This window comes from Acetobacter fallax, from assembly GCF_011516735.1.
Lineage (GTDB): Bacteria > Pseudomonadota > Alphaproteobacteria > Acetobacterales > Acetobacteraceae > Acetobacter > Acetobacter fallax.
Genome location: NZ_WOSX01000001.1, coordinates 187,932 through 199,881 on the forward strand (window position 1 = coordinate 187,932; position 11,950 = coordinate 199,881).

General features: G+C 57.2%; 12 protein-coding genes. 6 read left to right on the top strand and 6 right to left on the bottom strand.

What is annotated here, in order from left to right:
- Positions 1 to 10: 10 nt before the first annotated feature.
- From moaC to GOB85_RS00900, 4 genes are all read right to left on the bottom strand, one after another.
- Positions 11 to 502, bottom strand: a complete 492-nt coding sequence (gene moaC, locus GOB85_RS00885; protein ID WP_173575941.1) for a cyclic pyranopterin monophosphate synthase MoaC — start codon at positions 500 to 502, stop codon at positions 11 to 13.
- Positions 503 to 574: 72 nt separating this feature from the next.
- Entirely contained in the window at positions 575 to 1,426 is an 852-nt protein-coding gene (gene trpC / locus GOB85_RS00890) for an indole-3-glycerol phosphate synthase TrpC (RefSeq protein ID WP_173575942.1), read from the bottom strand.
- A 119-nt stretch (positions 1,427 to 1,545) separates the two neighbouring features.
- Positions 1,546 to 2,682 carry an anthranilate phosphoribosyltransferase gene (trpD, locus tag GOB85_RS00895; RefSeq protein WP_173575723.1) on the bottom strand — a complete coding sequence of 379 codons (1,137 nt, stop codon included), beginning with the start codon at positions 2,680 to 2,682 and terminating at the stop codon, positions 1,546 to 1,548.
- 33 nt (positions 2,683 to 2,715) lie between these two features.
- Complete coding sequence (locus GOB85_RS00900) at positions 2,716 to 3,312, bottom strand: anthranilate synthase component II (protein ID WP_173575724.1); 597 nt, start codon at positions 3,310 to 3,312, stop codon at positions 2,716 to 2,718.
- Positions 3,313 to 3,449: 137 nt separating this feature from the next.
- Between GOB85_RS00900 and GOB85_RS19125 the strand changes: the two genes are divergently transcribed.
- Both GOB85_RS19125 and GOB85_RS00905 read left to right on the top strand, forming a co-directional pair.
- Positions 3,450 to 3,587 carry a hypothetical protein gene (locus GOB85_RS19125; protein WP_242011185.1) on the top strand — a complete coding sequence of 46 codons (138 nt, stop codon included), beginning with the start codon at positions 3,450 to 3,452 and terminating at the stop codon, positions 3,585 to 3,587.
- Positions 3,578 to 4,102: a nucleoside 2-deoxyribosyltransferase gene (locus GOB85_RS00905; protein ID WP_242011186.1), complete on the top strand. Its 525-nt coding sequence runs from the start codon at positions 3,578 to 3,580 to the stop codon at positions 4,100 to 4,102. The genes GOB85_RS19125 and GOB85_RS00905 overlap by 10 nt, the downstream gene beginning before the upstream one ends.
- 7 nt (positions 4,103 to 4,109) lie before the next feature.
- On the opposite strand, the gene GOB85_RS00910 is transcribed toward GOB85_RS00905, so the two are convergent.
- Positions 4,110 to 5,396 (bottom strand): RsmB/NOP family class I SAM-dependent RNA methyltransferase, encoded by a 1,287-nt coding sequence (locus GOB85_RS00910; protein WP_173575725.1) that lies wholly within the window; start codon positions 5,394 to 5,396, stop codon positions 4,110 to 4,112.
- A 72-nt stretch (positions 5,397 to 5,468) separates the two neighbouring features.
- Positions 5,469 to 6,953: an IMP dehydrogenase gene (gene guaB, locus GOB85_RS00915; protein WP_173575726.1), complete on the bottom strand. Its 1,485-nt coding sequence runs from the start codon at positions 6,951 to 6,953 to the stop codon at positions 5,469 to 5,471.
- Between the two features lie 399 nt (positions 6,954 to 7,352).
- Between guaB and GOB85_RS00920 the strand changes: the two genes are divergently transcribed.
- Genes GOB85_RS00920 through GOB85_RS00935 form a run of 4 tightly spaced genes read left to right on the top strand, consistent with a single transcriptional unit; the run spans position 7,353 to position 11,935 of the window.
- Positions 7,353 to 7,883 carry a UPF0262 family protein gene (locus tag GOB85_RS00920; RefSeq protein WP_173575727.1) on the top strand — a complete coding sequence of 177 codons (531 nt, stop codon included), beginning with the start codon at positions 7,353 to 7,355 and terminating at the stop codon, positions 7,881 to 7,883.
- 23 nt (positions 7,884 to 7,906) lie between these two features.
- A complete protein-coding gene (gene cysG, locus GOB85_RS00925) occupies positions 7,907 to 9,373 on the top strand; it encodes a siroheme synthase CysG (protein ID WP_173575728.1) in 1,467 nt (488 codons plus the stop codon).
- Between the two features lie 7 nt (positions 9,374 to 9,380).
- Positions 9,381 to 9,971: a YjbE family putative metal transport protein gene (locus GOB85_RS00930; protein WP_173575729.1), complete on the top strand. Its 591-nt coding sequence runs from the start codon at positions 9,381 to 9,383 to the stop codon at positions 9,969 to 9,971.
- Entirely contained in the window at positions 9,968 to 11,935 is a 1,968-nt protein-coding gene (locus GOB85_RS00935) for a lytic transglycosylase domain-containing protein (RefSeq protein ID WP_173575730.1), read from the top strand. The genes GOB85_RS00930 and GOB85_RS00935 overlap by 4 nt, the downstream gene beginning before the upstream one ends.
- Positions 11,936 to 11,950: the final 15 nt, after the last annotated feature.

The following is an 11,950-nucleotide window of genomic DNA, read 5'->3' on the forward strand; positions in this document are numbered from 1 at the left end:
CCGTCTGAAATCAGCCCGACTCGCCGGGCGCCACGAAAAATCCGGACCGCCCCCCGGATTTTTGCACAAGACGTATATCTCCGATACGCATCGTTCGATCCAAAGCCTTGCACATGTCGTAAACTGTTAGTGCGCAGACGGTCACGGCCGTCAGCGCTTCCATCTCAACGCCTGTCGGACCAGTTGTTTTCGCCACAGCTTTAATTTCAATACCCGCATCATCCGGCTCAAGAGAAACCTTTAACGACGTCAGGAAAATCGGGTGGCACAGGGGAATCAGATCTGATGTTTTCTTGCCCGCCATCAGACCGGCAATACGGGCAACTGCGATCACATCACCTTTTGGGGTGTCGCCATTCACGATGAGTTGAAGCACTTCAGGCAATATGTCGATACGGCCACGCGCCATAGCAGTTCGCTCTGTGTCTGGCTTTGCCGATACGTCAACCATTACTGCGTTGCCGGCCGCATCAAGATGAGTCAACGACCCACCAGCCTGCATCTGGCTGACTGTGACTTTTTCTTGCGAACGAGTCATTATCGGACGCTCCGTAATTGCCGGTCGAAACAACTTTCAGCTGTTACCAAGCAGGGCCCGGAGAGCTTCACCAGGATCGGAGCTGCGCAGGAGTGTTTCGCCAACCAGAAAACCACTCGCACCGACATCGCTCAGACGTTTAATATCCTCATGCGTCTTTATACCGCTCTCCGACACAATAATCTTATCCGGCGGCACCAGCGGTGCAAGCGTAACAGTCGTTTCCAGGTTGGTCGTGAGCGTCTTGAGGTCGCGATTGTTTATGCCAATCAGAGACGTATCAAGCACAAGCGCACGATTGAGTTCTTCCTCTGAATGAACTTCCACAAGGACGTCCATATCCAGTCCTTTGGCGTGATCGACGAGTTCGGCAGCCTCCTCGTCTTTCAGAATAGCCATAATAAGAAGAATACAATCAGCACCGATCAGACGGGTCTCATAAACCTGCCATGGATTGACGATAAAATCCTTACGCAAAACCGGCAACTGGCAGGCATTACGTGCTGCGACAAGATCGTCGGTCGTTCCGTGGAAGCATGAGTTCTCTGTAAGCACAGAAAGACAGGCGGCACCGGCAGCTTCGTAAGAACGCGCGATAGCAACCGGATCATAAGGATCTCGCAGCAAGCCTGCTGATGGAGATGCTTTCTTAATTTCCGCAATCAGTCCGGGTGTCAAATCAGCTGTTTTTTCTTTCAGAGCACGCCCGAAGCCGCGTGGATGAAACTCAACCTCACGCGCTTTCGCCGAAATTTCTTTCAGATTCATCAGGGTCGAACGATGCGCTACCTCAATCCGTGTACGTGCCACAATACGATCGAGAACGTCCGGAGCAGATTCAGCAGCCGTGTAAGTAGCCGTATCCGGCACCTGAGGTGTCTCGTTCATCATGTTTCTATCTCGCAACCAGATGTGAATGACAACGTACTATGATTCGTGTGCTGCGTTTTCTGCCAGGGGCATCGAAGCAGCCTGACCGGTTACTGTCGATGCGAACATCTCCAGATTCAGCAACATGAGGTTTTATCTTCGACCGACGGTCTCACATGACGGGCACGGATCGCGTTAAGGACAGCCAGCGCGGCACCATTATCCAGAACATGCCCTGCTGACGAAACCAGTTCACGCAGCACAGCGGGGACAATGGCACCATCCTTCAAGAGCGCAGCATGCCCTGCTACATGAAGTGCACAAGCCGCATTCAGTAAGACAGTATCACGATAAGGCCCCATGGCCCCCTTAAGCAAAGCGTCAAGTGCGGAAGCATTTTCCACCGGACCGCCGCCTGCAATAGCTGAAACAGGAGCTTCAGGAAGCCCGGCCATATCAGGAGTGAGCATGATATTTAAGCGCTCACCATTTTCGAGTATCTCAATTCTGGTTGGACCAGCAAGCGTCACTTCGTCGACATAACCAGTAATCTCGCCGGATTTCCCGTCAGAAATTTCACCACAGACACACCAGACACGCTCCGAGCCCAGCTTTTGCAGGGTATCGACTATCGGCTCCATCCATTGCGTGGCAGCCACTCCGATCAACTGCCTTTTCACGCGAGCTGGATTGGCCAGAGGCCCCACGAAATTAAAGAGCGTTCGGATACCCAGAGCTCGTCGCGCCCCGGCTGCATGGCGCATGGCAGGATGGTGATGTGGCGCAGCCAGAAAAGCCAGTCGATGGTCACGCAGATCGGCGCCAAGAACCGTCGTGTCTGAATCCAGTGAAACACCCAGCGCCTCAAGGACATCGGATGCACCGGATTTCGACGACAGGGCGCGATTGCCATGCTTGGCCACCGGCACACCGAGTGCAGCCAGAACAAAGGCTACAGCGGTTGATACATTGAGCGTTCCGTGACCGTCACCGCCTGTTCCGCAGACATCAATCGTGCCAGGGGGCACGTCGTCCACGGATTTCATCCGGGCTCGCACGGCCTTTACGGCGCCAAGCAACTCCCCGGGACGTTCACCGCGCACACGCATAGCCATGAGCAAAGCAGATATTTGTGACTCGCTGGCCACTCCATCCATGATCAGCCCAAAAACCTCTTCCGCATCCTGCTCCGGAAAAATTTTTCCCGTCGCCGCAGCAGACAGAAATTCCCGAAACCGACGGTCGTCAGGCGCCGGACCAGCAGATCCGGACATCAGACTTTGACCCGATTAAAAGTCATCATCAGCTCAGGCTGCCCGCGACAGTTCACGCCACTGACGAGCAGCCGACATAAAGTTCTTCAGAAGATCATGGCCATACTCCGAAGCGATACTCTCCGGGTGAAACTGAACGCCATGCACAGGAAAATGGCGGTGCATCACGCCCATAATGATACCATCCTCCGTCCAGGCAGTGCGCTCAAGAACCGCCGGACACGTCGCCGGATCAATAACGAGACTATGATAACGGGTCGCCATGAACGGATCGGGCAACCCGGCGAACACACTGGCATTCTCATGAAATACGGGACTTAGCTTTCCATGCACAGGCCTGGGGGCCCTGACCACGTCGCCACCATAAACTTTCCCTATGGCCTGATGGCCCAGACAGACACCCAGCAGCGGAATCAGTGGACCGGCAGCCCGGATGAGATCACAGCAGATACCGGCTTCGTCCGGAGTACAGGGGCCAGGCGAAAGCACAATCGCGTCAGGCTTAAGCGAAAGCGCTTCTTCGACACTCAGCGCATCGTTCCGCCGGACATCGCAAACCTCACCAAGCTCACCGAAGTAGTGAACGAGATTGAAGGTAAAACTGTCATAATTGTCGATCAGCAGGATCATGACATTATGATGGCCTTCCCATCGGCTGCGGTCAAACCTTCCTGATAATCTGCACCGGCCTTTCACCCGTTCGTATGAGATCGCATCTATGCCCAGAAATGAAAAACAGCACCCCTCCTCTCCCACTTCCGGAATGAATGACACGCCTCGTTCAGCCAGCCATGAACCACCAGAACAATACTCTCCCCGGAGCCACCAGGGTCAGCGCCCCCGAATCTACCTTGCCGGGGATCTTGTCTTTCGCCCTGACGCGGATCGTCTCTTCATGGAGTTGAAAAAAATTTGCGCAGATGCCGGGCTCGAAGGGGTTGCGCCCCTGGATGGACAGATCGATCTGGACGGATCCACGCCAGGTTTTGAAACCACACTTGCGATTGTTTCAGCGGATCGCAGCCTTATGGACAGCTGTGACGCCGGTCTGTTTTGTCTCGACCCTTTTCGGCGCTCGGCGGACATGGACCCTGGTACGGCTGTTGAAATCGGCTACATGGCAGCGCAGAACAAACTCCTGTGCGGATACACTGTGGACGGACGATTTTACCCTGAGAAAGTCAGGGATTACTGGCGTGCGGCCTGGGGAAAGGAACTCAGGCCCCGGATGACGACCGGCGGCAGCGGCGGACTTGAAGATCAGGATGGCATTATCGTGCACTCAGAAGGCATGATACAAAATGGCATGACAGAGGGTTTCATTCGCCTCTCCGGCGGCACGATCAGCGTAGGTGCCACGCTTCCGGAAGCCAGTGTTCCCGCAGTAAAAGCTCTGGCGGCGGGCCTTCTCCGGGCCTGAATCCGACTCAGGCGCTCTTCTGAAGAATGGCAGCAAAAAAACCATCCGTCCCATTTTTTGCAGGCGTAAGAGACAACGTCGCGGAGCCACGAAACTGCTCCGGCACATCTTCTGTTTCAGGGGTCGCCAGTGAGAAGTCCTCATGACGTTTGAGAAATGCGTCGATCTGGTCGCAGTTTTCGGCGTCGAGGACAGAACAGGTTGCATAGACCAGCCGGCCACCAGGTCTTACCAGTGCAGCGGCACGGTCAAGAATCTGAGCCTGCTTGACTGTCAGTTCCGCAAGATCCTGCTCCTGGAGCCTGACGCGGGCATCAGGATTGCGTCGCCAGGTTCCTGTTCCCGTGCATGGCGCATCGACCAGAACACGATCGAAAGAGCCGGCACGACGTTTTGCCCATTTATCTCCTGCCGTTAACAAATGCCGTTCTACATTATGGGCACCAGCGCGGCGAAAACGCCGGACTGCGCCATCGAGACGAGGCGCTGAAACATCACAGGCTACGATATGCCCCCGATTTTGCATCGTCATTGCAATAGCCAGTGTTTTCCCCCCGGCGCCGGCACAGTAGTCGAGCACGCGCATTTCCGGACTGGCGCCGACCATCGCAACGACAAGCTGACTGCCTTCATCCTGAATTTCGACCAGCCCATCCCTGAACGCGGCGCTCGCTGTCACCGGAACCCTGCCTGACAGGCGGAGCCCCCAGGGTGACAATGGTGTCGGCTCTGCCCGAAGACCATCGCGCAGGAGCATCTTACGGGCCGCCTCACGGTCGCCCTGCAACGTATTGACCCGCAGATCAAGAGTAGCTTCCTGTCCGAGAGTTTCCAGTTCCTTTTCCAGCTCGTTGCCAAATTTTGTCCGGAGATGAGGGAACAACCAGTCAGGAACTTCAAGGCGGACAGCATCCGGCATGGCTTCCGCAGGCTCTGCCTTCGAGAGGCTTTCAAGAGCGTGCCGCTCGTCTGGCGTCAGTGCGCCCGGTGCAAAACGACCTTCAACGAAGGCTTGCGAAACGACGCCCGGGGTGACTCCGGTCAGAATCTGTCTCACCGCGATACGCAGACGGGGCGTTACCTCGCCTCCGACGTGCCCGATCAGCCATTCTGTCCGGCGCCAGTGACGCAGAGTATCCCATACCAGAGCGGAAATCGCACGCCGATCACCTCCACCGATAAAACGACGGTCACGAAAAAAGCTGTTCGCGACCGCATCAGCGGGCCGGCGTGGTGATGCGTCCATCTCCGTCAGCAGATCAATGGCAGCAGCAAGCCGGGCGGAGGGCGTCATAAATGATCCTGAGGTCCGAGAAACGAAAAGCCTGTCCGAACGCGCTGGTCAGACGCGTTCAGGAATGAACGATCAGTCGCGCCGGTAATTCGGCGCTTCGCGCGTGATCGACACATCATGCACATGGCTTTCGCGGAGGCCTGCATTTGTAATGCGCCGGAAGCGGGTTCTGACCTGTAATTCACCAACAGAACCACACCCTGTGTAACCCATTCCAGCCTTGAGGCCGCCAACCAGCTGATGAACCACAGCGCCCATGGCGCCCTTATACGGCACCTGTCCTTCGATTCCCTCCGGCACCATCTTCCGGGAGTCTTTTACTTCCTCCTGAAAATAGCGGTCAGCAGAGCCACGGGCCATGGCCCCCAGACTGCCCATGCCCCGATAGGATTTATAGGACCGCCCCTCATACAGAAAGACCTCACCAGGTGCCTCATCCGTGCCGGCCAGCAGTGACCCCACCATCACGACATCAGCGCCGGCACCGATCGCCTTGACCATGTCGCCGGATGTCCGGACACCACCATCAGCGATGGCAGGAACCCCCAGTTCGTGACATGCGGCAGAGGTTTCCAGGACGGCGGAGAACTGTGGAACACCGACACCGGCGACGACACGGGTGGTGCAGATTGATCCGGGACCAATACCAATTTTCACACTATCAACACCGACATCGATGAGGGCCTGCGCCGCCTCTGGCGTCGCGACGTTTCCGGCAATTACCTGAATCTCGCCATGGGAACTCTTGATGCGTTCTACGGCGCGGAGAACACCCGATGAATGACCGTGTGCGGTATCAACTACCAGGACGTCCACACCGGCTTCGATCAGCAGGCGGGCACGTTTATAGCCATCTTCTCCGACACCGGTCGCTGCCGCGCAGCGCAGGCGCCCCAGGCCATCCTTGACGGCAAGCGGGTGCGTGACAGCCTTATCCATATCTTTCACGGTTATAATGCCGACACATCGACCGGCATCATCCACCACCAGAAGTTTTTCAATGCGGTGCTTATGCAGAAGCTGCCGGGCGGTACCCGGATCCGCTCCATGACGAACGGTGACCAGATTCTCTCTGGTCATCAGATCGCTCACGCGCTGCCTCGGATCTGTGGCAAACCGGACGTCACGATTTGTCAGCACACCGACCAGCTTCTGGGACAGAGGCTCGACAACTGGCAGACCACTTATTCCATGGCTGCTCATAATGGCGCGAACTTCAGCCAGAGTCTGATCCGGTCCGACCGTTACCGGATTCACAACCATACCGGATTCAAACCTCTTGACCCGGCGCACCTGCTCGGCCTGCTCGGCTGGCTCAAGGTTTTTATGGATTACACCAAGACCACCCTGCTGGGCCATCGCAATGGCCATCGCATCTTCAGTAACAGTATCCATCGCTGCCGAGACCAGCGGGATATTGAGATCAATCGTGCGGGTCAGACGTGTACGAGTATCAGCGTGTGCGGGCAGGACATCCGATGCCGCGGGCACAAGAAGCACATCATCGAAGGCCAGGGCCTCGGTGATACGATCGTATAATGAACCTTTTGAAGCCATGGCACAGGACCCCTTTTTTGCGTGATGCGGGTATCCTGATTCCCTTTCCAGGGCGCCAGCCTAGCCCCGCATTCCCCGTGATCGGCAGACCTCTGCATCAGCAGCGCTGACGCAGAACGCGTCTCAGACGGAATGCGTGGAAACGAGCCTCAGGTTCCCGACCGTTGGCGCTTCCTCATAAGAGCAAGGGATACAGCTGACAAGGAAAACACGCATTTTTCTGCACAATGCAATCTGTTTTCCAGCTATAGTTAAAGGCCAGCCGCGCATGGCCAGTGCCATTTTCCGGAAGATTTAATGCTCTGGCTGTGTCACTTTAAAGAAGTATCCCGTTCACGATCAGAACGGACCAAAAAGCAATAACAGGGCAAACAGCCCGGACAGCGCCGGAGGGACGGTGTGACCACACTTCATCACAGCAGGAGCAGGCGCGATGAACCGACCCTGCCATCAGAACGCCCGGACGCGCTGATTGGTGTCGTGCTGGACACTGCGCTTGATCCCGCGACAGATGCCCATCCGGAGCGCCGAAAAGACCGGGAACAGGCCATTCTTGATCTGTGTCAGACCGCGCATTTTCGGCCTGAGGGCCTGACTGGTCCGTTCATTCTCCATATTTCAGTCAGCGGTCATTCAGGTCTCGTGTTCGATGTCCGCAATGAGGAGGATAATCCGCTTTACGCGCATGTCATTTCCCTTTCGCCCTTCGGACGCCTGATCAAAGACTACGCGCTGATGATCGAAAGTTTCGAACTGGCTATGGAAGAAGGCAATCGCACGAAGGTACAGGCCATCGACATGGGACGGCGAGGAGTCCATGACGAAGCCTCTGATCTGCTTATGGCGCGGCTCAACGGAAAAATTGCCATGGACAAGCCCACAGCGCGGCGACTGTTCACACTCATGTATCTGCTGGGCCAGAGACGATAACATTACGGAGCCACTGATCGCCGATGACAGATGCTGATCCCGGCAAAGAGCAGCAAACGCCCTGGTTCCCTGTCACGCTCCGCCTGGATGCCGCTTCAAAGGCGCTCATCATCGGAGGGGGCAATATTGCGGCGAATAAAACCAGTCTGCTGATAACAACTGAAGCGTCTGTAATGCTCATTGCCCCGGCACTGAATGAGGAGCTCACGCGGATTGCCGCAACGGGGCGTATCCGGCATCTTCCTGTTGCAGTCTCTGAGGACATTCTCAAAGAACACCTTCCTGGCAACCGACTGGTGTTCGCCGCGACGAACGACCGGGAAGTCAACCGCATGGTTGCGGCTATCGCTCGTGACATGAATATCCCTGTCTGTGCCGTCGACGACCTGGCGCCATCGACTTTCATCACACCCGCCATAGTCCGCCGCCCACCTGTTCTGGTCGCTATTTCGACAGCCGGTGCAGCTCCTGTTCTCGCCAGACGCATTCGTCAGCAGATTGAAGCACTTTTACCCGCACACCTGGGGCGACTGGCCCGTTTCATGCAGCGCATGCGGCCTTCAGTTGCCACCCTTCATCCGACAGCAGAAACCCGGCGACGGGTATGGGAGCATTTCCTGGACGGCGCCGGAAGTGAACAGGCACTTTCGGGTGATGATGTCAGCGCACAACATACGCTGGAGCAACTGGCACAGGGAAACACAGGAGAGGGTGAAGTCTGGCTGGTCGGCGCAGGTCCCGGGGACGCTGATCTTCTTACATTAAAAGCGCTGCGTCTCATGCAGAACGCGGACAGCGTGCTTTACGATCATCTTCTGCCCCCGGAGATCCTTGACCGGGTCCGGCGTGATGCCGAGCGGGTTTTTGTAGGCAAGCAACGCAGTGACCACGCCCTTCCGCAACCCGCCATCAACAACGAACTGATCCGCCGGGCACGGGCCGGTGAGCGCGTGCTGCGCCTGAAAGGGGGTGACCCGTTTATTTTCGGACGTGGTGGCGAAGAAATCGAAGCACTGATGGCTGCGGATATCCCTTTTCGGGTCGTTCCCGGAATCTCGGCAGCCAACGGATGCGCTGCAGCGGCCGGAATCCCTTTGACACACAGAGACTGCGCGCAATCCTGTCTTTTCCTGACCGGTCACGCCCGCGCTGACGGAACTCTCGATCTGCCATGGGATACAATCGCGCGCCGTGGCCAGACCATCGTAATTTATATGGGGCTTGGCGGAATTGCGATGCTCTGTGAACGACTGGTGCAGCATGGCCTGCCGCCGGACTGGCCTGCCGCGGCTGTGGAGAAGGGCACACAGCCGGATCAGAGAGTCATCGTGGCGGACCTGCGGTCCCTTCCGGAACGTACTGCTACGGAAAAATTTCGCAGTCCGTCACTGATTATCGTTGGGGAAGTTGTGCGTCATCGCGTGATGTCGCGCTCTGTCAAACCCGCCATGTCAGCGAACGCTGGCGGCGATCCACCTGAGGTTGTATAGCCGGATTATGCTCTCGCTTTCCTCTCTGACCGCCCTCCTTCAGGTCGTGCTGATCGACATCACACTGGCTGGTGATAACGCCGTCGTTGTCGGCCTTGCCGTCAGACGCCTTGATCCGGCTCAGCGCAGAATCGCAATGCTTGTGGGTATCGGTGCTGCCGCTGTTATACGGCTGGCACTTGCTGTCGTTGCCACAAAAATGCTCGCCGTCATCGGGCTGCGTTTTGCCGGCGGTCTTTTGCTGCTCTGGGTTTGCTGGAAAATGTATCGTGAGCTCCGGACTTCGGAAGCTCGACATGAGGACAGCGCTCCGGCACCTGGCGCTCTTCGCAGCGCCATCACGCGTATCATTATCGCTGACCTTTCCATGAGTCTGGATAACGTGCTCGCTGTTGCCGGCGCCGCTGGCGAACATATGTGGGTGCTCGTGTCCGGCCTCGCCATCTCGGTTCTGCTTATGGCAGTCGCTGCAACACTCATCGCACGTCTGCTCGACCGGTATCGCTGGATCGCCTGGATTGGCCTTCTGGTTGTTCTCGGTGTCGCCATTGAGCTTATCGTGGGCGGAGGCAATGAGGTTCTGGAACACATCACATGACGTGGTGCCGTTTTCGACTGCTTGCAGTCGCGACACTCGGCATCTCAGCATGTTCCGGCGCGCCGCAGGCGCAGCCTGCGGAATCAGCTGCAACATCGGCCTGGCCAACTGAACAGCAGGCAGAAAGTGCCGGACCGGTGAATGATGTTGCTGGTCGCCTGACCACCTGGCTTCAGCTGACCGGTCCGGTCGGTGCGCCTGTTCCAGCCCGGACATACGCAGATTTTCTGTCGACACGTCCGGTCTGGCCGCGATGGCACTTCATTGAAGCACGTTACCAGCAGGCCCTTGCCCGCGAACCTGATGATACGGCTGCCGCCATCCTGTGCAGGAGACGCCCCCCGGTCAATGCCGCAGCGCTGAAGCGTTGTACCGACGTAATCGGTGCAACCGCGCAGTTGCGATCAGCGGCGCGTGCTGCCTGGCGCGACGGAGCTGACAGCATCACGGATGCCTCACTCCTGCAGTCCATGTTTGCTCCGGACCTTACTACTACGGATAGCTGGGTACGATTTGAACGGGAAGAACGCGCCGGCCAGTTCACTGCTGCAACCCACACCATCAGCACGTTGTCGCCGGACAAGGCGCGGCTGGCAGAGGTGCGGCTGGCTTTACGCAGGAATGACCCGGAGGCAGAAGTCGGTCTTACGGCCCTCACCCCACCGGCTGACAGTGATCCGATGCTGATCATTGATCACGCGCACTGGCTCAGGAAGGCAGAGCGTAACGACGATGCGCTTACTTTGTGGAAAACGCAGGGCTTCACGGCAGAACGAAATGCTCCGGCAACGATCCGCTCTGCCTTCTGGACAGAACGCGAGGCCCTTGCACGCACTCTCCTCGCAGGCGGACATACCCAGGATGCGTTTACGCTCGCATGCGACACAGAACAAAGCGACGAAAACCGTAACAGGAATGCGGCTTTTCTCAGCGGCTGGATCGCATTGCGTCAGTTACATAATCCGGAACAGGCTGAAGGATTCTTCAGAAAATTAGCCGATAGCAACTCTCTTCTGAACCGAAGCGGAGGCTATTACTGGCTTGGACGCGCTCATGCAGAGGAAGGAAATACGGCGTCCGCGATAGCCGACTGGCAGCGGGCAGCGGAGTTTCCGCAGACATTCTACGGTCAGATGTCTGTCGCTGCCCTCTCGCATGCGGGAACAACATTGCTCTCGCCAGCACAATCCACGAAAGCCCTCCGGGACGCATTGCAGCGCTGGCGCGATGCCGCACAGCGCAACAGTGCCGAGGCAACCTCAACAGAGGTCCATGTTGATGGCAGCGATCTCGCACGTGCTGCCCAGATCCTCGTGTCATGGAATGATCGTCCACATGCACGCGAGTTTCTGGCACTGCTGCTGTCCCAGGATACAGAGGCCGCAGATCAGAGAGCACTCGGAGAACTGGCTCAAAAACTGGGGCTTCCCGATATTGGTGTGGCCATTGCGCGACGGGCCAGTCAGAAAGGCATCTCCATGCCGGATATGGGGTGGCCCGCGCCGTTTTCTGAACCGCAATCAGATCTCCCTCCTGGTCTGGCGCTTGCCCTCATGCGTCAGGAAAGCAATTTCAATCCGGATGCGGTCAGTGTTTCGGGGGCTGTGGGGCTGATGCAACTCTTGCCAGGCACTGCGCGGGATATGGCCCGCGGGACCAGGACCGGGCCCGTAACAGTTTCAACGCTCTACACGCCTGCAGAGAACATTCAGCTTGGCACGGCTTACCTTGACCAGGTTTACAGGAAATTTGACGGTATCGTCCCGTACACAGCGGCAGCCTATAATGCAGGCCCCCATCGCGTCAGCCAGTGGTTGCAAACGGGAGGTGATCCGGCGCGCACCGGGGCGGACCAGGATGCACTGATCGACTGGATCGAGCAGATTCCTTATGCTGAAACAAGAAATTACGTAAAACGTGTCTGGGAAAGCATGGCTGTTTATGCCGTTTCGGGGCCCGCCTGAGACGATCTGAACCTT

Coding starts and splice junctions, on each gene's coding strand:
- moaC (WP_173575941.1), bottom strand. CDS start 502: ATGCAGGCTGGTGGGTCGTTGACTCATCTTGATGCGGCCGGCAACGCA.
- trpC (WP_173575942.1), bottom strand. CDS start 1,426: ATGAACGAGACACCTCAGGTGCCGGATACGGCTACTTACACGGCTGCT.
- trpD (WP_173575723.1), bottom strand. CDS start 2,682: ATGTCCGGATCTGCTGGTCCGGCGCCTGACGACCGTCGGTTTCGGGAA.
- GOB85_RS00900 (WP_173575724.1), bottom strand. CDS start 3,312: ATGATCCTGCTGATCGACAATTATGACAGTTTTACCTTCAATCTCGTT.
- GOB85_RS19125 (WP_242011185.1), top strand. CDS start 3,450: ATGACACGCCTCGTTCAGCCAGCCATGAACCACCAGAACAATACTCTC.
- GOB85_RS00905 (WP_242011186.1), top strand. CDS start 3,578: ATGGAGTTGAAAAAAATTTGCGCAGATGCCGGGCTCGAAGGGGTTGCG.
- GOB85_RS00910 (WP_173575725.1), bottom strand. CDS start 5,396: ATGACGCCCTCCGCCCGGCTTGCTGCTGCCATTGATCTGCTGACGGAG.
- guaB (WP_173575726.1), bottom strand. CDS start 6,953: ATGGCTTCAAAAGGTTCATTATACGATCGTATCACCGAGGCCCTGGCC.
- cysG (WP_173575728.1), top strand. CDS start 7,907: ATGACAGATGCTGATCCCGGCAAAGAGCAGCAAACGCCCTGGTTCCCT.
- GOB85_RS00930 (WP_173575729.1), top strand. CDS start 9,381: ATGCTCTCGCTTTCCTCTCTGACCGCCCTCCTTCAGGTCGTGCTGATC.
- GOB85_RS00935 (WP_173575730.1), top strand. CDS start 9,968: ATGACGTGGTGCCGTTTTCGACTGCTTGCAGTCGCGACACTCGGCATC.